The sequence below is a fragment of the Streptomyces sp. a15 genome (genome assembly GCF_059026085.1).
Map to the genome: position 1 here is coordinate 53,254 of NZ_JBWLKM010000017.1, position 18,698 is coordinate 71,951.

17 protein-coding genes are annotated in these 18,698 nt (G+C 71.8%); 12 read left to right on the top strand and 5 right to left on the bottom strand.

Annotation, left to right across the window (positions count from 1 at the left end; genetic code table 11):
- Positions 1-3: 3 nt before the first annotated feature.
- On the bottom strand, positions 4-1,800 hold the full coding sequence (locus AC5P09_RS19550; protein ID WP_493875104.1) for an alpha-galactosidase D: 1,797 nt from the start codon (positions 1,798-1,800) through the stop codon (positions 4-6).
- Positions 1,801-1,850: 50 nt separating this feature from the next.
- Positions 1,851-3,035: an ROK family protein gene (locus AC5P09_RS19555; RefSeq protein WP_493875105.1), complete on the bottom strand. Its 1,185-nt coding sequence runs from the start codon at positions 3,033-3,035 to the stop codon at positions 1,851-1,853.
- Between the two features lie 231 nt (positions 3,036-3,266).
- On the opposite strand from AC5P09_RS19555, the gene AC5P09_RS19560 reads away from it, so the two are divergent.
- From AC5P09_RS19560 to AC5P09_RS19590, 7 genes are all read left to right on the top strand, one after another.
- The gene (locus AC5P09_RS19560; RefSeq protein WP_493875106.1) at positions 3,267-4,508 is read left to right on the top strand and encodes a serine hydrolase domain-containing protein; all 1,242 of its coding nucleotides are present in this window, start codon (positions 3,267-3,269) and stop codon (positions 4,506-4,508) included.
- A 94-nt stretch (positions 4,509-4,602) separates the two neighbouring features.
- Positions 4,603-6,012 carry a CAP domain-containing protein gene (locus AC5P09_RS19565; RefSeq protein ID WP_493875107.1) on the top strand — a complete coding sequence of 470 codons (1,410 nt, stop codon included), beginning with the start codon at positions 4,603-4,605 and terminating at the stop codon, positions 6,010-6,012.
- Between the two features lie 92 nt (positions 6,013-6,104).
- The gene (locus tag AC5P09_RS19570) at positions 6,105-6,782 is read left to right on the top strand and encodes an AIM24 family protein (protein WP_493875108.1); all 678 of its coding nucleotides are present in this window, start codon (positions 6,105-6,107) and stop codon (positions 6,780-6,782) included.
- 185 nt (positions 6,783-6,967) lie between these two features.
- Entirely contained in the window at positions 6,968-8,056 is a 1,089-nt protein-coding gene (locus AC5P09_RS19575) for a tetratricopeptide repeat protein (protein WP_493875109.1), read from the top strand.
- Positions 8,053-9,078 (top strand): polyprenyl synthetase family protein, encoded by a 1,026-nt coding sequence (locus AC5P09_RS19580; RefSeq protein ID WP_493875110.1) that lies wholly within the window; start codon positions 8,053-8,055, stop codon positions 9,076-9,078. The genes AC5P09_RS19575 and AC5P09_RS19580 overlap by 4 nt, the downstream gene beginning before the upstream one ends.
- Before the next feature lie 81 nt (positions 9,079-9,159).
- Positions 9,160-10,119, top strand: a complete 960-nt coding sequence (locus tag AC5P09_RS19585; RefSeq protein ID WP_493875111.1) for a threonine/serine dehydratase family protein — start codon at positions 9,160-9,162, stop codon at positions 10,117-10,119.
- Between the two features lie 166 nt (positions 10,120-10,285).
- Positions 10,286-11,917 (top strand): serine/threonine-protein kinase, encoded by a 1,632-nt coding sequence (locus tag AC5P09_RS19590; RefSeq protein ID WP_493875112.1) that lies wholly within the window; start codon positions 10,286-10,288, stop codon positions 11,915-11,917.
- Here the strand turns inward: AC5P09_RS19590 and AC5P09_RS19595 are convergent.
- Positions 11,909-13,372, bottom strand: a complete 1,464-nt coding sequence (locus AC5P09_RS19595) for a serine hydrolase domain-containing protein (protein ID WP_493875113.1) — start codon at positions 13,370-13,372, stop codon at positions 11,909-11,911. The two genes, AC5P09_RS19590 and AC5P09_RS19595, sit on opposite strands and share 9 nt — an antisense overlap.
- Positions 13,373-13,458: 86 nt before the next feature.
- On the opposite strand from AC5P09_RS19595, the gene AC5P09_RS19600 reads away from it, so the two are divergent.
- The 3 genes from AC5P09_RS19600 (at position 13,459) to AC5P09_RS19610 (ending at position 16,044) form a co-directional block, all read left to right on the top strand.
- Complete coding sequence (locus AC5P09_RS19600; protein WP_493875114.1) at positions 13,459-14,430, top strand: LLM class F420-dependent oxidoreductase; 972 nt, start codon at positions 13,459-13,461, stop codon at positions 14,428-14,430.
- A gap of 94 nt (positions 14,431-14,524) precedes the next feature.
- Positions 14,525-15,550: a hypothetical protein gene (locus AC5P09_RS19605; RefSeq protein WP_493875115.1), complete on the top strand. Its 1,026-nt coding sequence runs from the start codon at positions 14,525-14,527 to the stop codon at positions 15,548-15,550.
- Between the two features lie 68 nt (positions 15,551-15,618).
- Positions 15,619-16,044, top strand: a complete 426-nt coding sequence (locus AC5P09_RS19610; RefSeq protein WP_493875116.1) for an SsgA family sporulation/cell division regulator — start codon at positions 15,619-15,621, stop codon at positions 16,042-16,044.
- 24 nt (positions 16,045-16,068) lie between these two features.
- On the opposite strand, the gene AC5P09_RS19615 is transcribed toward AC5P09_RS19610, so the two are convergent.
- Entirely contained in the window at positions 16,069-16,569 is a 501-nt protein-coding gene (locus AC5P09_RS19615) for a DUF6328 family protein (protein WP_493875117.1), read from the bottom strand.
- Positions 16,570-16,712: 143 nt separating this feature from the next.
- Between AC5P09_RS19615 and AC5P09_RS19620 the strand changes: the two genes are divergently transcribed.
- A complete protein-coding gene (locus AC5P09_RS19620) occupies positions 16,713-17,141 on the top strand; it encodes a hypothetical protein (protein ID WP_493875118.1) in 429 nt (142 codons plus the stop codon).
- Positions 17,142-17,253: 112 nt separating this feature from the next.
- Entirely contained in the window at positions 17,254-17,595 is a 342-nt protein-coding gene (locus tag AC5P09_RS19625) for a hypothetical protein (RefSeq protein ID WP_493875119.1), read from the top strand.
- Between the two features lies 1 nt (position 17,596).
- Here AC5P09_RS19625 and AC5P09_RS19630 read toward each other — a convergent pair whose 3' ends face one another.
- The gene (locus AC5P09_RS19630) at positions 17,597-18,580 is read right to left on the bottom strand and encodes an aldo/keto reductase (RefSeq protein ID WP_493875120.1); all 984 of its coding nucleotides are present in this window, start codon (positions 18,578-18,580) and stop codon (positions 17,597-17,599) included.
- Positions 18,581-18,698: the final 118 nt, after the last annotated feature.

The following is an 18,698-nucleotide window of genomic DNA, read 5'->3' on the forward strand; positions in this document are numbered from 1 at the left end:
GGGTCAGGACGACTTCGGGACGTCGATGCGGTCGATGTCGGGGGCGTAGCCCGCTGCGCTGTCGAAGGTGACCGTGTTGCTGCCCGCCTTCAGCGTGACCGGCACGCTGACCGTCTCGGCGGTTCCCCAGTCGCCGGTGGAGGGGAGCTTGTGGCGGGTGGCGCCGCCGGTGTTGGTGGAGACGTCGACCGAGCGGGCGTCACCGCTGACGTAGGCGACCTTGACCCAGTAGGTGCCCGCCTTGCCGACGACGACATCGTTGAAGCGGAGCTTGCCGCCGAGGTACAGGTTGCCGACCTTCTTGCCGCCGGAGCAGGCGGAACAGTCGGCGAGGGAGGCGTTGCCGCTGAGAGTGTTCGCCGGGGACTCGGCCTCGTAGGCGGTCGTGGTCAGCGCGCTGCCCTGCGGGGTGACGGTGAACAGGCGGGAGCCGTGGGCGGGGAGGGCCTGGGTGATCTTGTTCTTGTAGGTGCCGAGGTTCTCGTGGTTCCAGAGGTCCCGGACGGCTGCCTTGCCGGTGAAGCCGAGGGTGGACCAGTCGGCGGTGACGGCGGCGGGCGCGTCGGCGAGGTTGAAGAGGGCGACGGTGTAGGTGCCGTCGGGGTTCTTCGCGGCCCACACCTGCTGGGGGTCGGAGGGCGTGACGGGGCGCGCGGGCGGGGTGGCGCCCTGGTTGACGGCGATGACCTCGCGGTTGGTCAGCAGGGACAGGCCGTAGGAGTCGAGGCGGGTGAGGTCGTCGCCGGTGTAGAGGGGGGACTTGGCGATGGCCCACAGGGTGGCGTAGCTCTGCCGCTCGGCCTTGGTGAGGCCGTCCATCTCGCCGTTTCCGACGTCGAGGGAGTCGAGGTCGTTCCAGCCGCCGGGGCCGGCGTGCCGGGTCCAGGCCGGGGCGTCGTCCCAGCGGTCGTCGACGGAGTTCTCCCAGCTGACGAGGGTGTTGCAGTAGCACTCGACGTCGGTGTCGATGCGCCAGCCGTTGGAGTACTTCTTCCAGTCGGCGGCGTGGCCGATGTCGAGGGACCAGGACAGTTGGAGGTGGATCGGGCGGCCGGTGGCGGCGATCGCCTTGTTCCAGGCGGCCACGTCGGCAACGTTGTCGTACTGGTCGCCGCTCTTGCCGGAGCCGGGGCCGACGCCGTCGAGCTTGAGGAAGTCGTAGCCCCAGTCGGCGATCAACTGCGCCTGGGAATCTATGTACTTCTGCGTGCAGGGGCGGGAGAAGTCGAGTTTGTACGAGCTGTCCCAGCCGTTGGTGGTGCGCAGGTCGTCGTAGACGATGTCGGCGGTCGTGCAGCCGTCGGCGTTCAGGACCGGCACCTGCCCGGCGCCGTACGCCTCCTTCTCCAGGCCGGCGGGCAGGTAGATGCCGGCCTTGAGGCCCTTGGCGTGGATGCGGTCGGCGACGGACTTCATACCGCTGGGGAAGCGGACCGGGTCGGCCTGCTGCCGCCCGTACGCGTCGAATCCGGGCTTCCAGGTGCTGTCGCGCCACCAGCCGGCGTCGATGTTGACGTACTCGTAGCCGTACTTCTTGAGCTTGGCGGCCATGGCGTCGGTCTGCTTGAGGACGTTCGTCTCGGTCAGGTAGCTGTAGTCGCCGTCCGGGTTGAGGCCGGGGTACTTGGACGACTGCATGCTCCAGCTCGACCAGCCCATGTAGGGCTTGGCGGCGAGTTCCGGGGCGGCCGTGCCGGCCTCGGCCACCGGAGCGGCGGTGACGGCTCCGGCCGCGAGGGCCAGGACCACCACGGCTCTGAGGGCGCGTGCGGGCAGGACGGAGTACGAGGATGACCCCATGGGTCGTACCTCCTGGGTGTCGGCTCTGCGGGTGGGTGATCGGGGGCGCGTTACGGCGCGCCCTGGGTGTCGGCTCGGATGAAGGACTGGATCGCGGTGGCCGCGGCCCCGCGCGCCCACTCCTCGAAGGGCAGCGGGCGGGTCTGTACATCGCACTGCGCGGCGGAACCGAAGGCGGCCGCGGCGAAGGCGTCGCGGATCTGCTCGGCGAACAGGTCGTGGGCGGCCAGGCCCTCGCCGGAGATGATCACACGCTCGGGGCCGAGCAGGTTGGCCACGGTGGCAATGCCGCGGCCGATCGCCTCCCCCGCGCGCGCGTACGCCTCGCGGGCTCCGGGAACCCCACGGCGGGCGAGCCGTACGGCCGACGCGGTGTCGGTGACGTCGACGCCCGTGGTCTCGCGGATCCGCCGCAGGATCGCGGCGTCCCCCGCGATCGCCTCCACGCAGCCGCGGTTGCCGCAGTGGCACAGGGGTCCGGCCGGGTCGACGGTCACATGGCCGATCTCGCCCGCCACGCCATGCGCGCCGGCGACCACCTTGCCGTGCACCACGAGACCGCAGCCGATGCCGGCGCCGACCGTCACCACGGCGAAGTCGGACAGGCCGGCGCCCGCGCCGAACCACTGCTCGGCGACGGTCAGCGCGCGCACGTCGTTGTCGACGGTGACCGGCAACCCCGTGGTGGTGGCGGCGAGTTCGGCGAGCGGGACGTCGCGCCACTCCAGGAAGGGCGAGTAGCGGACGACTCCCGCGCCGCGGTCGACGTCGCCGGAGACGGCGATGCCGAGCCCCAGGGCTCCCACGCCGAGGCCGTCCGCCTCGACCAGGAGTTCCTGGACCACGTCCGCGGTCGCGGCCAGCACCACCTTGAGATCACGGTCCGTCAGCGGTACGTGGCGGGCGGCGCGGATCCGGCAGCACAGGTCGGTGAGCACGCCGATGATCTCGTCGCCGGTCACCTTGATCCCGAGGAACAGCGCCCGGCCGCCGTCGACCCGCACCAGGTTCGCCGGACGCCCGAGCGCGGGACGCGCCTCCTCGTCGGCGTCCTCCACCAGGTATCCGGCCTCGATCAGGGGCCGGACCGCCTTGGTGACGGCGGCCGGGGACAGTCCGGCGCGCCGGGCCAGCTCCAGGCGGGTGAGGGGGCCTTGGGACAGGACGACCGTGAAGATCTGTGCGGCGGCCGGGGTGTTGACGGGGAAGGTCTCGGCGCGGTGGGTGAAGCGCATGGCCGGGAACCTAGAGGGGTTCTTTTCCGTCGTCAATAAAAGAAGCAGAATTGACGGCCCGCCGGATGGTCGGTCCCTGTGGAACAGCAGGGGATCGAGGGGCGAAATGGTCGATTTCATCCCATTCACCGGCAATACTGCGCGAATCCGCATCGCGCAGTGATCAGCGAATCTCCAACCGTCTGCCCGCTGTGCCGATGTGACTCGTCGACAGGAAGAGAGAGCAGTCGCATGGCATCAGCAACGGTGCGCAGGGGCACGGTGGTGGGGGCGGTCCTGCTGTCTCTGCTGGCGGTTCCCGCACAGGCCGCACCCCGGGAATCGACGGCCTCCGAGACCGGTACCACCGCGCCGGGCGCGCTCCCGAAACCCGACCTCACCGGTCTGCGCGGAGTCCTGCGCACGGCGCTGAAGCAGGGCGCACCCGGCGCGCTGGCCCGGATCGACCACGCCGACGGCACGGTCCGCCTGGCCGCCGAGGGCGTCGCCGACCGGAAGACCCGGCGGACCATCGGCGACGCCGACCGCTTCCGCATCGGCAGCGTCACCAAGGTCTTCACCGCGACGGTGCTGCTGCAACTGGTCGACGAGAAGAAGCTGAAGCTCGACTCGTCGGTCAACCGCTATCTGCCCGGCCTGCTGCCCGACGGCCGGATCACGGTGCGGCACGTGCTGAGCCATCGCAGCGGGCTGTACGACTACACGAACGAGATGTTCGCGAGGACCGTCCCCGGATTCGAGGCGGTCCGCACCAAGGCCTTCACCCTCCGTCAGCTGGTGGAGCGGTCGCTGCGCCGGCCGCGGACCGGCGCGCCGGGCGCCGGCTACTCGTACTCCAACACCAACTTCGTCATCGCGGGGATGCTCGCCAGGAAGCTGACCGGCCACTCCCTGCGGACCGAGTACCAGAACCGGATCATCGAGCCGCTGAAACTGCGCGACACCTTCTACGCGCATCCGGCCACAGAGATCCCCGGCCGCCACGCCCGCGGCTACCTCACCCCGGACCAGGCGGGCGCCGCCCTGGTCGACGCCACCAAGCAGACGGCGTCCTGGGCCCAGAGCGCCGGCGCGCTCATCTCCAGCACCCGGGACCTCAACACCTTCCTCACAGCACTGCTCGGCGGCCGGCTGACCTCGGCCGCGCAACTGGCGCAGATGCAGCGGTGGGTGCCGGCGGGCGGGTCGCAGGCGTACGGGCTCGGGCTGCGCCGCCGCACCCTGTCGTGCGGTGTGTCCGTGTACGGCCACACGGGCGCCGTCCAGGGCTACTACACGTACGCCTTCACCACGAAGCACGGCGGGCGCAGCCTCAGCGCGCTCGCCAACACCTCCAACAACGGGACGGTCCTCAACACGATGCTGGGCACGCTGGAGTCGGCGTTCTGCGGCAAGCGGTCGAAGGCGGCGCGTGGTTCCGCCACGCCGGTCGAGCGGCACGAGGACATCGCTCCGGGGATCACGCTGGGCTGACCGCGGGACAGGCGGGCGGGGAACGCTCACGCGCCTGCGCACGTTGTCCGGACGACCCCCCAGGGGTCCCCAGCGACGACAGCAGGGCGGCACGATGAGCGAGTTGGTCCCCGGGGGCAATCTGCCCCTCCCGGGCGGTGCCGTCACCGTCCGGGTCCCCGGCCCGTTCGACGTGTCCGCGCTCATCACGGACGACGACGGCAAGGTCGGGGGCGACGACGACTTCGTCTTCTACAACCAGCCGGCCACTCAGGGCGCCCGCCTGCACGGCGACACCCTGATCGTCGACCCGTCGCGGCTGCGCGCCGGGGCCACCCGGCTCACGGTGGTCGTCAGCCCGGCCGATCCCGCCACTCCCCTGGGCCGGCTGCCCGCCCCCACCCTCCACGTCACCAACGCGAGCGGCCGTCCCCTCGCCCGGTTCGTCCCGTCACGCCCGAGCCAGGAGACCGTCCTGCTGCTCGCGGAGATCTACCGACGCGGCGACGGCTGGAAGCTGCGGGCGCTGGGGCAGGGGTACACCGACGGCCTGGCGGGCCTGGCCCGCGACTTCGGAGTGGACGTCGCCGACGCCCCACCGGCGCCGACGACCCGCCCGACGCCGTCCGCCTCCTTGCCGACAGCCCGGCCGCCACTGCCGTCCGTGCCGTCGCTGCCGCCACGGACGGCACGGACGGCACGGACGGCACGGACGGCACGGACGGCACGCCAGATCGTGTCGGCACCCGACCCCGACGGCTTCCTCGGCCTCGTCAACTCCGCCCGGGCCGCGGTCGGTGCACCGCCGGTCGCCCTCGATGCCCGCCTGGCCGCCGCGGCACGCGCCCACGCGTCCGCCATGGCCTCGGCGGGGCGGCTCGGCGTCGAGGGCGCGGACGGGGTCTCCGTCCACCAGCGCGTCACCGCCGCCGGATACGCGTATGTCACCGTCGGCGAGCACCTGGTCTCCGGCCCGCGCACGCCGGCCGAGTTCGTCGCGTACTGCCTGCGCACCGAACAGCCGCGGCGCACCCTGCACAACCGGGCGTTCACCCACGCCGGTCTGGCGTACGTCACCGACAGCCGCTCCGGCGACACGTTCTGGACCGCGCTGTGGGCCAGGCCCCTCACTCCGGCCGAACTGGCGCGCGCGCAGGCCGATGTCGTCGAGCTCACCAACCGGGAGCGCGCCCGGGCCGGGCTGCCGCCCCTCGCGCCGGACCCGCCGCTGACCGCCGCCGCGCAGGCCTACAGCACGGACATGGCGGCCCGCGCGTTCTACTCCCACACCTCGCCCGAAGGCACCCAGCCCTGGGACCGGGCCGCCGCCGCGGGTTCCACCCGGCGCTCGATCGGCGAGAACATCGCCTGCGGCCAGCGTTCCCCCGTCGACGTCGTGGAGGGCTGGATGAACAGCCCCGGTCACCGTGCCAACATCCTCAAGCCCGGCTTCACCCACATAGGGGTCGGATTCGCGGGCGGCGGCCCCGCGGGCACGTACTGGACGCAGCTGTTCGGCGCCTGAGGCAGCCGCCCCCAGCCGTCCCCAGGCGTCCCCGAAGAAACGCCCCGTCCGCGATCTTGGCGGAAGGCGTCCCTCCGGGCCAGGATGCCTGCATGAAGGGTGACCTGTTTTCCAGCGAGCACATGGTGCAGCCGGCCACAGCGCCGGGCATGACGGTCGAGAACTCCAAGTGCATCAAGTACGCGGTGCACGGCGAGATGCTCGCCCGCCAGGGGGCGATGGTCGCCTACCGCGGCAATCTCCAGTTCGAGCGCAAGGGCCAGGGCGTGGGCGGCATGCTCAAGCGCGCGGTCACCGGTGAGGGGCTCCCCCTCATGGCGGTGCGCGGGCAGGGCGAGGCGTGGTTCGCACACGAGGCGCAGAGCTGCTTCGTCGTCGAGATCGACCCCGGCGACGAGTTCACCGTCAACGGCCGCAACGTCCTGTGTTTCGACGCCTCGTTGTCGTACCGCATCGCCACCGTGAAGGGCGCCGGCATGACCGGCGGTGGTTTGTTCAACAGCGTGTTCACCGGGCACGGCAAGCTCGGCCTGGTGTGCGACGGCACTCCGCTGGTCATTCCGGTCTCGCCGCAGTACCCGGTGTACGTCGACACGGACGCGGTCGTCGGCTGGACGGCGGGCCTCAACACCTCGCTGCACCGCTCGCAGTCCATCGGGTCGATGCTGCGCGGCGGTTCCGGCGAGGCCGTGCAGCTGATGCTCGAGGGCCAGGGATATGTCGTGGTCCGGCCCAGCGAGGCCACGCCCCAGAAACCCCAGCAGCACTGAGACCTCATGCGGTGATCTGCGCCTCACGGGCAACCCGTTCGGCTCCGTCCGCGTCTTGACCGGCAACAGACCAAGCCCTGGCCTTCGGGCCGGGGCTGATTTTCGAGGCACTATACACACCATGTATACACGCAACGTATAGCTGCGCTGCATGGACGGTGTGCATACGGAACCGAAAGGCATGCATGTACGGCAAGGCATTCGCCCCGGAGTACCAGGGCGCCCTCACCACCCTGTCCGTGAACTCCTCGCTGACCGACGTACTGGCCGCCGGCACCGAGCAGTTGAGGGCAGCCGAGCAAGCCGGCCGGCACGGGGAGGCGGCGCGCTCCGGGCTGGCGGTCGCCGAGGCGCACCGCAGGCTGGGCCGCATCGGGGAGGCGGACCGGGCATGGAAGGCGAGCTACCGTGCGGCCCGGGCCGCCGGGGACCTCGCGGCGATGGCCTGGGCGCTGTGGAGCGGCGGCACGCTGGCCCGGCAGCGCGGCTCCCTGGCGCTGGCCCGGCGGCTGCTTCGGCTCGCGGCCGAACTGGCTGAGCGCGGCGGCGACATCCTCGCCCGCGGCTACTCGCTGGCGGGACTGGCCGAGACCGGCCGCATCCAGGGCGACTACGAGGCCGTCGGCAGGCTGCACGAGCAGCTGCTCGCCGAGGCCCGCCGACGCGGCGAGGCGCGGCACACGGTGTGGGCGCTGGAGGGCATCGCGCAGATGCACCGCAACACCGGTGCGTACGACACGGCGTACGCGATGTTCGAGGAGGCGGCCGGGATCGCCGCACACGCCGACGACCGGCGGGGGCGCGCCTGGGCGCTGCGCGGGCTCGCCGACGTCGTCTCCGTGCGCGACGGCGACACCGAGCGTGCGCTCGCCCTGCTGTCCGAGGCGGAGGTGACGTGCCGAACGATGAAGCTGTCCAGCGCGCTGGCCTACAACCACAAGATGCGCGGCAACGTCCTCTACCGCGCCGGGCGTTACATCGAGGCCCGCGACCTCTACCAGCAGGCGCTGACGGAGTTCCGGGCCATGAGCGAGCCACGCGGTCAGGCGCTGGCCCGCCTCGGGCTGGCCAAGTCCCTGGCCCGGCTGGGCCGCGACAGGGCCGAGACCGCGGCCGAACTGGCCGACCTGGCAGGCACATTGGAACGCATCGGACTGCGACACGCACGGGAGATGGTGGCGCGGGCCCAGGCGGAGTTCGGTCTGCGGGTGCGGGACGAGTCCCCGCTAGGGGCGCAGGACGGGTCCCGACCGCGGGCGGAGGTCGTACGGTGACTGCGCTGACGTTCGCAGTCACCGCACCCGAAGTCCTCGACCGCTGCCGCGCGTTGGTGCGGCCCGCGCTGCGGGAGGCGGTGGGGCGTATGCATCCGTGGGTCGGGGAGATGGCCGCGTACTCGTTCGGCTGGTGCGAGGTCGGTGGCCGGCCCGCCGTCGTGTCCGGCGGCAAAGGGCTGCGGCCGGCGCTCGCCGTGCTCGGGGCCGAGGCGGCCGGTGCGCCCGGGCGGGCCGGGGTGCCGGCGGCGGTTGCGGTGGAACTGGTGCACGCCTTCTCCCTGCTGCACGACGACATCATGGACGGCGACGCGGCCCGGCGCCGCCGCCCGACCGTGTGGAAGGCGTACGGGACGGGTCCGGCGGTCCTCACGGGGGACGCGCTGTTCGCCCTGGCCGTCGAGACGCTCGCCGCGACGCCGGCCGGACCCGCGGCCCTGCGCCTGCTGTCCACGGCGCTGGGCGACCTGGTGCGCGGGCAGGCCGACGACCTGCTGTTCGCCACGCGTCCCTGGACGGGGCCGCGCCGGGTGCGACCGGGCGAGTACCGCACGATGGCCGAGCACAAGACCGGCGCGCTGCTGGGCTGTGCGGCCGCGCTGGGCGCCCTGCTCGGCGGAGCGCCGCCCGCCACGGTCGCCGCCCTGGACCGGGCCGGCCGGCATCTCGGGATCGCGTTCCAGGTCGTCGACGACGCCCTGGGGATCTGGGGTGATCCGGCCGTCACCGGCAAGCCCGTCCACGGCGATCTGCGGGAGGGCAAGAAGACCTTCCCGGTGCTGGCGGCGCTCGATGCGGCGGGCCCCGCGGCGGGACGGCTCGCCGCTCTCCTGGAATCCGCCGGGGAGCCCGCGGAGGCGGCCGCGCTGATCGAGGAGGCGGGCGGCCGGGCGGCGGCGCCGGCCGAGGCGCGCCGGCAGGTCGCCGCCGTGGAGTCGGCCCTCGCCGAGGTGCCGATCGCGACGGGAGCGGCCGACGACCTGCGGTCGCTGCTGGGCTTCCTGGTACGGCGCGACCTCTGAGACCGGGTTGACCGCGCCCGCCCCGCACGTCAGGGTGCGAGTCGGCGTGGATCATCGCCCCGCGCCGGAAGGATGAGTGCCTTGATCGGGATCACGGACATCGAGAACGCGGCCGAGCGGATCGCCGGACACGTCGTACGCACCCCGACGGTCCCGAGCCCCGGCCTGTCCGCGCTGCTCGGTGCCCCCGTCACCGCGAAGCTCGAAATGCTCCAGCGCACCGGCTCGTTCAAGGCGCGCGGGGCGACGGCCAGGCTGCTCGCGCTGAACGGGGCCGAGCGGGCCGCCGGGGTGGTGGCGGTCAGCGGCGGCAACCACGGGATCGCCCTCGCCGTCATGGCGGCGGCCCTCGACGTCAAGGCGACGGTCGTCATGCCGCGTTCGGCGCCCGCCCGCTCCGTCGAGATCGTGCGGGAGACGGGCGCGTCGCTGCGGCTGACCGACGACATGGACGGGGCCTTCTCGCTCGTGACACGGCTGCGCGACGAGGGGCTGACGCTGGTGCACCCGTTCGACGACCCCGTGGTGATCGCCGGTCAGGGCACCGTCGGGCTGGAGTTCGCCGAGGACGCCGACGACCTCACCGACGTGCTGGTGAGTGTCGGGGGCGGCGGGCTGATCGCCGGTGTCGCGGCCGCGTTGCGGGCCCGCCGTCCGGGCCTGCGGATCTGGGGCGTGGAGACCGAGGGCGCCGAAGCCATGTCCCGGGCGCTGGCGGCGGGCGGTCCGGTGCCGGTCCCGCTGTCGTCGATCGTGTCCACGCTGAGCGCGCCCTCGGTGTCGCAGCTGACGTACGACCATGTGTCCGCCCTGGTCACCGAGGTGCTCGTGGTCCCCGACCGGGAGGCCGTGCGAGGCTCGCTCGAACTCGCCGACCACGCCAAGGTGTGGGCCGAACCGGCTGCCGGGTGCCTGCTTCCCGCGGCCCGGCGGGTCCTGGAGCGGGTCGGTGAGGGCGCCCGGCTGGGGCTCGTGGTGTGCGGGGGCAACGCGACGACCGGCGACGTGCTGGACTGGTCCGAGCGGTTCGGGCTGCGCTGAGTCGGGTCAACTGCGATCGCCGGACGGACAGTTCTTACTGAACTGTCGTACAGCGGGTGAACAAAAGAAAAGAGACGCCGTTCAGTTGAGAATTCATTGAACACATCCCGCCGCGGGCGCCGTACCTCTGTGAAAGGTGAGAGCCAGGGGTTCAGCGAGGGATGACATGGTCAAGGCGCACGTCTCCACACACGAGTTGGTCGCCGGAAGGTACCGGCTCCTGGAGGTCCTCCACCGCGAAACCAACCGTATCTGCTGGTACGGCGAGGACATCCAGGTCGAGCGCCCCTGTCTGCTCACCCAGATCGGGCTGCCGGCCGACCCGGACGGGGAGAGCGCGCGCCGGGCCACCGCGCGGGTCATCCGTATGTCGGAGACCATGGCCCTGCTGTGCCCCGGCCGGGTCGCCCCGGTCGTCGACGCCATGGTGGAGTCCGACACGCTGTGGATCGTCACCGAGTGCATCGACGGCATCCCGTTGGGCGAAGTGATCGGCCGGCGGGGCTCGATCAACTACGTACGGGCGGCACGCATCGGTCTCGAGTTGCTCGACGTGCTGGAGGCGGCGCACGGCGAGGGCATCACGCACGGCGAACTCAGCCCCGGCCAGGTGTTCGTACGGGAGGGGGGCACGGTCGTCGTCACCGGCTTCGGCCTGGCCGGCGCGACCCTCGCGCCCCGGGTCACCGTGCCGTCGTACGCCTCCCCCGAGCAGGCCCGTGACGAGCGCATCGGGCCGGCCGCGGACCTGTGGGCGCTGGGCGCGATCCTCTACACGATGGTCGAGGGCCGTCCGCCCTTCCGGGACCGGGACCGGCCCGAGAGCACCCTGAAGGGCGTGGACCGGCTGCCGCTGCGGGCGCCGTTGCGGGCGGGGCCGCTCACTCGGACCGTGCAGGGGCTGCTGCGCAAGAACTGCCAGGAGCGGCTGACCCGCCCGGTGGTCCGCGAGGCGCTCACCCGGGTTCTGAACGAGGACCCGGACATGGCCGTGAGTCCGATGCCCCGAACCCGGCTGCGCGGGATGTACACGGCGGGCCCGGGGTGGAGCAGGCGCACCATGGTCGCCGGAACCGCCCTGGCCGTCGTCACGGTCGCCGTCACCGTCCTGGCCGTGACGCGCCAACTGCCGGGCACCAGCACCGCCGCGAGCGACACGCCGCCGAGTCCGGCCCCCTCCGCCTCGGCCGTCGCGCCCGGCGGCGGCACCGACGGACAGGCCTCCCGACCACCGACGACGCCGACACCCACACCACAGACGCCCACCCCCACACCGACACCGACACCGACACCCGAGCCGACACCGACGGCAACCCCCTCGGGCAACGCGCTGCCTTCCGGATACAGCGTCTACAGCTCCCCCGAGGGCTTCTCCGTGGCCCTCCCAGAAGGCTGGAAGCCGTTGGACACCACGCGCATGGCCGACCTGGCGTACCGCGTGACCTTCGGCGCGAAGGACGACCCGCGCACGCTCGCCGTCACCTACAGCGAACGCGTGGGCGAGGACGCCGTCGCCGTCTGGCGGGACGACGTCGAGCCGGACCTCAAGACGTCGGGCGACTACCGACGGATCGGCGAGATCAGCGCGACGACGTACCAGGGGCGCGAGGCCGCGGACATGGAGTGGCTGGCCGACGTCGACGGCACCCGCGTGCGCACGTTCGGCCGCGGCTTCCTCATCGGAGAAGGCCGCGGCTACTCGCTGCGCTGGACGACCCCGGCCGCGGACTGGAACGACAGCGCGAACCGGGAGGCGCTGGACACCTTCCTCAAGACGTTCCGACAGCCGTCAGACTGACGACCGTCGGGGAGCCTTCATATGGCGCAGACGCCCGCCGCTCAGCGGCTCCGGGCGCCATCGTGCCGTGAAGGTACGGTCCGAGAGCGAGCACGTCACCACCAGATGGTGCGGTGTCTCCAGGAAGGCCAGGTCGACGACGAGGGTGTCCGCGTCGGTCCATCCCCCGCCCGCCGCGACGGGAAGCGGCTCCTCGGTGACAGTCCAACCACCTTGTCCCAGCGGCAGTTCCAGCCGGTGGCCGTCCTCGACGAGCGTCAGACGCCAGCCGTCCCCGTCCGCCGAGACCTGAGCCCCGGTCAGCGCACGCAGGCTCTCGCGCACCACGTCGTCCGGGGCGAACTCGGCGCCGGACCAGGCCTCCGCCCGGTCCGGCGGCGCCGGCTTGCCGGGTACGGTCGGCAGCGCCAGGTGGGCCGTCCGCTCGGCCAGGGCCGCGTCCGTCTCCTGCCGGCCGGACAGCGGTTCGGTCCCGAAGGCGGGCAGCAGATGCTCCCAGGCCAGGTTCAGGATCTGCGGCATGTCCTCGCTCGCCGAGGTCATCGCGACCACCACGTCGTACTCGGGCAGCACCAGGCAGTACTGCCCGTACGCCCCGTCGCCCCGGTAGCCGTGCCGGGACCGCCAGAACTGGAAGCCGTAGCCCTGCTGCCAGTCGGACCGTGCGCCCTCGGGCGTACCGTCGGCGTTCGCGATGTGCACGCGGGTGGCCTCGGCCACCCACCCCTCGGGCAGCAGCCGCTCGCCCTCCCACACGCCGTCCCGCAGGTACAGCTGGCCGAGCCGGGCGATCGCGTCGGTGGTGGCGTGCAGCCCGCTGAAGCCCAGCTCACGGCCCGCCCGGCCGCGCGTCCAGGCCACCTCGCCGATGCCCAGCGGATCCAGCAGCCGCGGCCGCAGGTACTCGGTCAGCGACTGACCGGTCACCCGTTCGATGATCGCGGACAGCGTGTAGGTGGTGGGCTGGTTGTAGGCGAACACGGTCCCTGGATCCCGCTCCGGCGGCAGCAGCAGGAAACCCCGGACGGGCTCGTCCCGGTCCAGTGCGCGCGCCCGGTCGTAGGTCTCGTCGAGGTGCCCGCTGGACATGGACGCCACATGCCGTACGAGCATCGCGCGGCTGCGCGGATCGGTGATGTCGGCGTCGAACTCCGGGAAGTACGAGATGACCGGATCGTCCAGACCTATGAGCCCCTCCCCGACCGCGAGGCCCACGGCCGTCGCCGTGAAGCTCTTGCTGAGGGAGTACAGGAGATGGAGGCGGTCCGGGGTGTACGGCGCCCACCAGCCGGACGCCACCACGTGATCGTGCCGCAGGATCATCAGGCCGTGCGGCTCGATGCCCGGGGCGGCTTCGAGGGCGTCGAGGAAGGCGTGGACACCCGACGCGTCGACGCCCTGGGCGGCGGGGGTACTCGTGGGCAGCGGGCGAAGGGACTCACGGCCAGTACTCATAAGGGCATTCTCTCCCGAGCCCCCGCCGTGATCGAGAGGCGGCGGTCGGCCTGTTTTCCCCGCCGCTCACCGGGGACTCAGGCCTTATGGTGCAAATCGGATACACGATGATGACCGAACAGGCCGGCCCCCGTGAGCTCGTCGACCATGTGGTGCGGGCCGAGGAGGCGGGCTACGACTTCTCGGTGACCTCGGACCACTACTTTCCGTGGTTGCGCACCCAGGGGCACTCGCCGTACGCGTGGAGTGTGCTGGGCGCCGCCGCCCAGGCGACCTCGCGCATTCCGCTGATGACGTACGTCACGTGTCCCACCGTCCGCTACCACCCGGCGGTGGTGGCGCAGAAGGCGGCGACGATGCAGTTGCTGTCCGAGGGCCGGTTCCGGCTGGGGCTCGGCTCGGGCGAGAACCTCAACGAGCATGTGGTGGGCGGCGGCTGGCCGTCCGTCGACACGCGGCACGAGATGCTCGAAGAGGCGGTGGAGATCATCCGCACGCTCTTCAAGGGCGGCCATGTGAACCACCGCGGGACGCACTTCGACGTCGAGTCGGCCCGGCTGTGGGACCTTCCCGACCAGCCGCCGCCGATCGGCATCGCCGTCTCCGGCGAGCAGTCCTGCGACCTCGCGGGCCGGCTGGCCGACCTGGTCATCGCCACCGAGCCCAAGGCGGGGCTCCTCGACGCCTTCGACCGGCACGGCGGCGCGGGCAAGCCGCGCGTGGGCCAGCTGCCGGTCTGCTACGACCCGGACCGGGACGCGGCGGTCAAGCGCGCCCACGCCCAGTTCCGCTGGTTCGGCAACGGCTGGAAGGTCAACTCCGAGCTCCCGCACCCGGATTCGTTCGAGTCGGCCACGCAGTTCGTCACCCCCGACGACGTCGCCGCCTCGATCCCGTGCGGCGACGACCCGGAGGACTTCGTCGAGGCGGTACGGCCGTACGCGGAGGCCGGTTTCACCGAGATCGCCCTGGTGCAGATCGGCGGGGAGTCGCAGCCCGAGTATCTCGACTGGGCGGGCAAGACCCTGCTGCCGGAGCTGCGCGACGCGTTCGCCTGAGCGGGCCCGGGCCGCCCCGGCGGCACCCGCGGGTGCCATAGGCTTTTGACCTGCACCGTGTGCGGTCCGACCAGCCTGCCCAGGAGAATCACCCGTGACCCTTGCGATCGTCCCGTCCGAGACGTCCCCCGTGCCCCTGTCCGACCTCGTGGCGCGGGACGCGCGCGAGTTCGGCGTCTACGCGCGAACCGGCGGATGGGCCTTCGGTCTGATGGTGGCGCGCAGCGTGCGGCCCGGCGGCCAGAGCGCGGACGAGACGCCGAAGGTGTCGGCGAAGGAGTTCGCCGAACTCGCCGGCTGTTCGCCCGAGCGCGTCATGCGCTACTACAAGGCCTGGGACCGGGCCGCCGACGACGGTCTCGTCCCGCACTTCGAGGCGCTCGCACCCGGCCAGGAGGTGGAACTGCCGGACGCCGACGTGTGGCTCGGCTACTACGTCTCCCGTTCCTCCGCGACCTCCGAGCGCGGCACCGCCATCGCGGAGGCCGCGGAGGCCGAGGGCATCCGGCCGACCAAGGCGCTGGAGGTCGCCGAGAACCCGACCGCGCTTCGTGCCGCGATCCTCGCGGACCCCTCCACCGCCCGCGCGGCCCGCAGTGCGCTCCTGGACCGGCTGAGGGAGGACCCGGAGCTCCAGGCCGAGTTGGCGCGTGACGTCGTCCGCACCGACGACCTGAAGAAGGCCGTCGCCACCGAGAGCCGGGCGGCCGACCGGATCGGATACGTGCGCCAGATCGCCGAGTCCGGTCAGGTGAAGACCCCTGCCGGGCAGACGATCGACGCGCCCGTCGACCTCCGCCAGGAGGCCGAGCGGCACCTGTCGCTCCTCGACGAGCTGGAGGAGGACGAGGACACCGGCGAGTGGGCGACCGAGGCGTACGACACCATGAAGTCGCTCGTCGCCGATGCCGTGGAGGCCGACCCCGAACTGCGCGTCCAGGAACGGCGGACGAAGTTCTACAGCAGCCTGCAGAAGGCCACGAAGGTGTTCGAGGAGCTCACCTTCGACGACGCCCAGGAGTTCTACGAGGACGACATGGTCCAGCGCCTGGAGGAACTCCAGAACGCCATCGCCCTGTGCATCACGGAGCTGCGCGGAGCGCGTGGGATTCACCCGTAGGGCTGAGCATCTTGTGCGCGACGGGGGTACTAGAGGGCTTTAAGACTGTTCCTTCCGGAGGCCCTCTCGTGAACTCCTTCGTGCACAAGACCCTCGTCGTGCAGCTTCAGGCCGGCGCCTCGGACCGCTTTCCGGTGCTCGCCCACCTGAGCTATGACGCGGCGGACCCGTTCGCCGTCACCGCGGTGTTCAGCCATGACGGCCGTGTGCTGGCGCGGTGGCGGCTGGACCGCGAGATGCTCACGGACGGTCTGGGCCGCCCGGTCGGCGTGGGCGACGTGCGCATGCGGCCGGTCTCGACGGGGGTCTGGGAGGAACTGCGCCTGGAGTTCCTCGGCGACGCCCGTCCCGACGGAGGCCGCCAGTGCGCCGTGGTCTACGCGTGGGCTCCGGCGCTCGCGACCTTTCTGCGGGAGACCCGCGAGGTCGTGGCGCCGGGGCGGGAGGAAGTGCGGATCGACGACTTCCTGCAGGAGGTCATCGCCGGGAGCTGACCGGGGCGCGCGGACCGGGCGCTGTCACTTCGTCGTATGACGGAACCGCACCAGCAGCGGTACCAGGAACCAGCACAGCACGTACCAGACGACCACGCCCGCGACCAGCCAGGGCACGTACCCGTCGTGGGTCGCGACGCGCAAAATCAGCAGCAGGGCCGCGGTCAGGGTGGCGAGCAGCAGGATCAGGCCGACGAAGGTCAGCCGGGCGGCCCATTCGACGGTCTGCGGTTTGACCCTGCGTCCGACCACCAGACGGTGCAGGGAGACCGGTCCGATCAGCGCACCGGTGGCGGCGGCGCCCAGGACGACCGTGACGATGTAGATGGTCTTGTCCGTGTCCGACAGGTCCACGTACCTGGGGGTGAACACGACGGTGAGCAGGAATCCGAACAGGATCTGCACGCCTGTCTGGGCGACCCTGACCTCCTGGATGAGTTCCGCCCACTTCCGGTCGGCTCTCTCCAGTTCGGTCTCGTTGCGCCCGGTGTTGGTGGTGTCCGCTGTGCTTCCGGTGGCCGACAAGCTTCCTCCCTGGCCGATCGAACCCCGCTTCGTTCCTGTGCACCGGGTTCCCTGTTTCCCGCATTTCTGACCGGTCGTGGCAGCGGAGGAAACGGTCGTGACGGAACGTGTTTGCGGACTCGCCGAACGGCAATCCGGATCCCATGACGGAATCGGACAAGGACACGAGCAAGAACTCAGCAGCCGCCTCGGTCGCCGCGGACAAGGCGCGGCAGAGCGCGGACAAGGCGACGGCCCCGGCCTCACAGACGGCGCGGGCGGCAGCCACGAAGACCGACGAGGCGGCGTCAACCGCCAAGGCAGGTGCGCAGCGGGCGGCCGACGCCACGAGCGCGGCCGCGCACACGGCGGCCAAGAGCGTCGAGGCGGGCCGGCAGGCGGTCGTCTCGGCCTCGGGCCAGGTCGCGGCCGGTGCGAAGACGGCGTGGACGGTGCTCAGCCACCGCAAGCTCGTCGCCGCCGGCGTCGGGGCGGGCCTGACCGCACTGGGCGCCGCGTCCTTCGCGGCGGGCCGCCGGGCCGAGCGCCACACGTACGGGCCGGTCACCCGGCTGACCGGCGGGCGCATCTGAGGGGCGGCTGTTTCGACGATCACCGGGCGGTTACACGGAGCGCGAGGCGAACGGCGTGACGGCCACGGCCGTCACGCCCCGCCCGAAGACATCCAGTATCCGAGGAGTCCCGTTGACCACACCCGGCACCCACCTCACTGTCACACTGTCCGGCGGCAGCGCCACCGACGCGGAGCAGGTCGTACGAGCCCTGGAGCCCGCCTTCGGCTCCCCCGACCGGCTGCCGACCGACGAGAACGCCACCGTTCACACGGCCACGTTCGCCGTCGGTGGGGCCGGGCATCCTCAGGGGAGCGTTGGCCACCTGTCCGCGCCGGTCACGGTCACCGTGCAGGGCACACCGGAGGCCGTCGACAAGGCGAGCGAGACCCTGGCCCACGCCTTTTCCGCGCACGACCAGGGAACCGCGTCCGGCGACCAGGAGCAGGAACGCCAGCTGCTGCTCACGCCCTGAGCTACCAGCGGGTCTCCACCTGGTCCTTGATCCGCCGGTCGTACAGCTCGCGGATCGCGGTGAGCGTGGCCTCGGACAGTTCCGGCAGCTTGGCGGCGGCCGCGTTGGCGCGGGCCTGCTCGGGCGAGCGGGCGCCGGGGATCACGGTGGTCACCCCGGGCTGCTGGACGATCCAGCGCAGCGCCAGCTGGGCCGGGGTGCAGCCCTCGGGCGCGAGCGCGGCGAACTCGGCGGCGGCCTCGACGCCGGTCGTGTAGTCCACGCCGGAGAAGGTCTCGCCCTGGTCGAAGGACTCGCCGTGCCGGTTGTAGGTACGGTGGTCGTTCTCGGGGAAAACGGTGTCCTTGGTGTACTTGCCGGACAGCAGGCCCGAGGCGAGCGGGACGCGGGCGATGATGCCGACGCCGGCCTCCCGGGCCGCCGGCAGCACCTCGTTCAGGGGCTTCATGCGGAACGGGTTCAGGATGATCTGGACGCTCGCCACGCCCGGTCGGGCGATCGCGGTCAGCGCCTCCTGGCAGGTCTCCACGCTGACGCCGTAGGCGGCGATGCGCTCCTCCTCGACCAGGGTGTCGAGGGCGTCGAAGACCTCGTCCGTGGAGTACACGGGCGTGGGCGGGCAGTGCAGCTGGACCAGGTCGAGGCGGTCGACACCGAGGTTGCGCCGGGAACGGTCGTTCCATGCCCGGAAGTTGTCCAGGACGTAGTTCTCTGGGATCTGGTCGACACGGCGGCCCATCTTCGTCGCGACCAGCACGTGCAGGTCGGGCCGGCTGCCGAGGAAGGTGGCGATGGTCTGCTCGCTGCGCCCGTCGCCGTACACGTCGGCCGTGTCGAAGAAGGTGACCCCCGACTCGGCCGCCGCCTCCAGCACCGTCAGGGCTTCCTTGTCGTCGACGTCTCCCCAGTCGGCACCCAGCTGCCAGGTGCCGAGACCGACGACGGATGCGTGCTGCTGCGACCTACCGAATGTGCGCTCGTCCATGGCGTCAGTCTGTCACCCGCCGTCACCCCGCACGGAACCGGCTGCTCCGGCCGGTCACCTGGACGTCTTTCACCCACACGAGTGATTGGGCGAGAGGGAAGGCATGCACGTGTCAACG

Excerpts from the sequence above, each read along its gene's own strand:
- AC5P09_RS19550 (WP_493875104.1), bottom strand. The coding sequence starts at position 1,800 with ATGGGGTCATCCTCGTACTCCGTCCTGCCCGCACGCGCCCTCAGAGCC.
- AC5P09_RS19620 (WP_493875118.1), top strand. The coding sequence starts at position 16,713 with ATGACGGAATCGGACAAGGACACGAGCAAGAACTCAGCAGCCGCCTCG.
- AC5P09_RS19565 (WP_493875107.1), top strand. The coding sequence starts at position 4,603 with ATGAGCGAGTTGGTCCCCGGGGGCAATCTGCCCCTCCCGGGCGGTGCC.
- AC5P09_RS19600 (WP_493875114.1), top strand. The coding sequence starts at position 13,459 with ATGGTGCAAATCGGATACACGATGATGACCGAACAGGCCGGCCCCCGT.
- AC5P09_RS19555 (WP_493875105.1), bottom strand. The coding sequence starts at position 3,035 with ATGCGCTTCACCCACCGCGCCGAGACCTTCCCCGTCAACACCCCGGCC.
- AC5P09_RS19630 (WP_493875120.1), bottom strand. The coding sequence starts at position 18,580 with ATGGACGAGCGCACATTCGGTAGGTCGCAGCAGCACGCATCCGTCGTC.
- AC5P09_RS19560 (WP_493875106.1), top strand. The coding sequence starts at position 3,267 with ATGGCATCAGCAACGGTGCGCAGGGGCACGGTGGTGGGGGCGGTCCTG.
- AC5P09_RS19575 (WP_493875109.1), top strand. The coding sequence starts at position 6,968 with ATGTACGGCAAGGCATTCGCCCCGGAGTACCAGGGCGCCCTCACCACC.
- AC5P09_RS19590 (WP_493875112.1), top strand. The coding sequence starts at position 10,286 with ATGGTCAAGGCGCACGTCTCCACACACGAGTTGGTCGCCGGAAGGTAC.
- AC5P09_RS19570 (WP_493875108.1), top strand. The coding sequence starts at position 6,105 with ATGAAGGGTGACCTGTTTTCCAGCGAGCACATGGTGCAGCCGGCCACA.
- AC5P09_RS19595 (WP_493875113.1), bottom strand. The coding sequence starts at position 13,372 with ATGAGTACTGGCCGTGAGTCCCTTCGCCCGCTGCCCACGAGTACCCCC.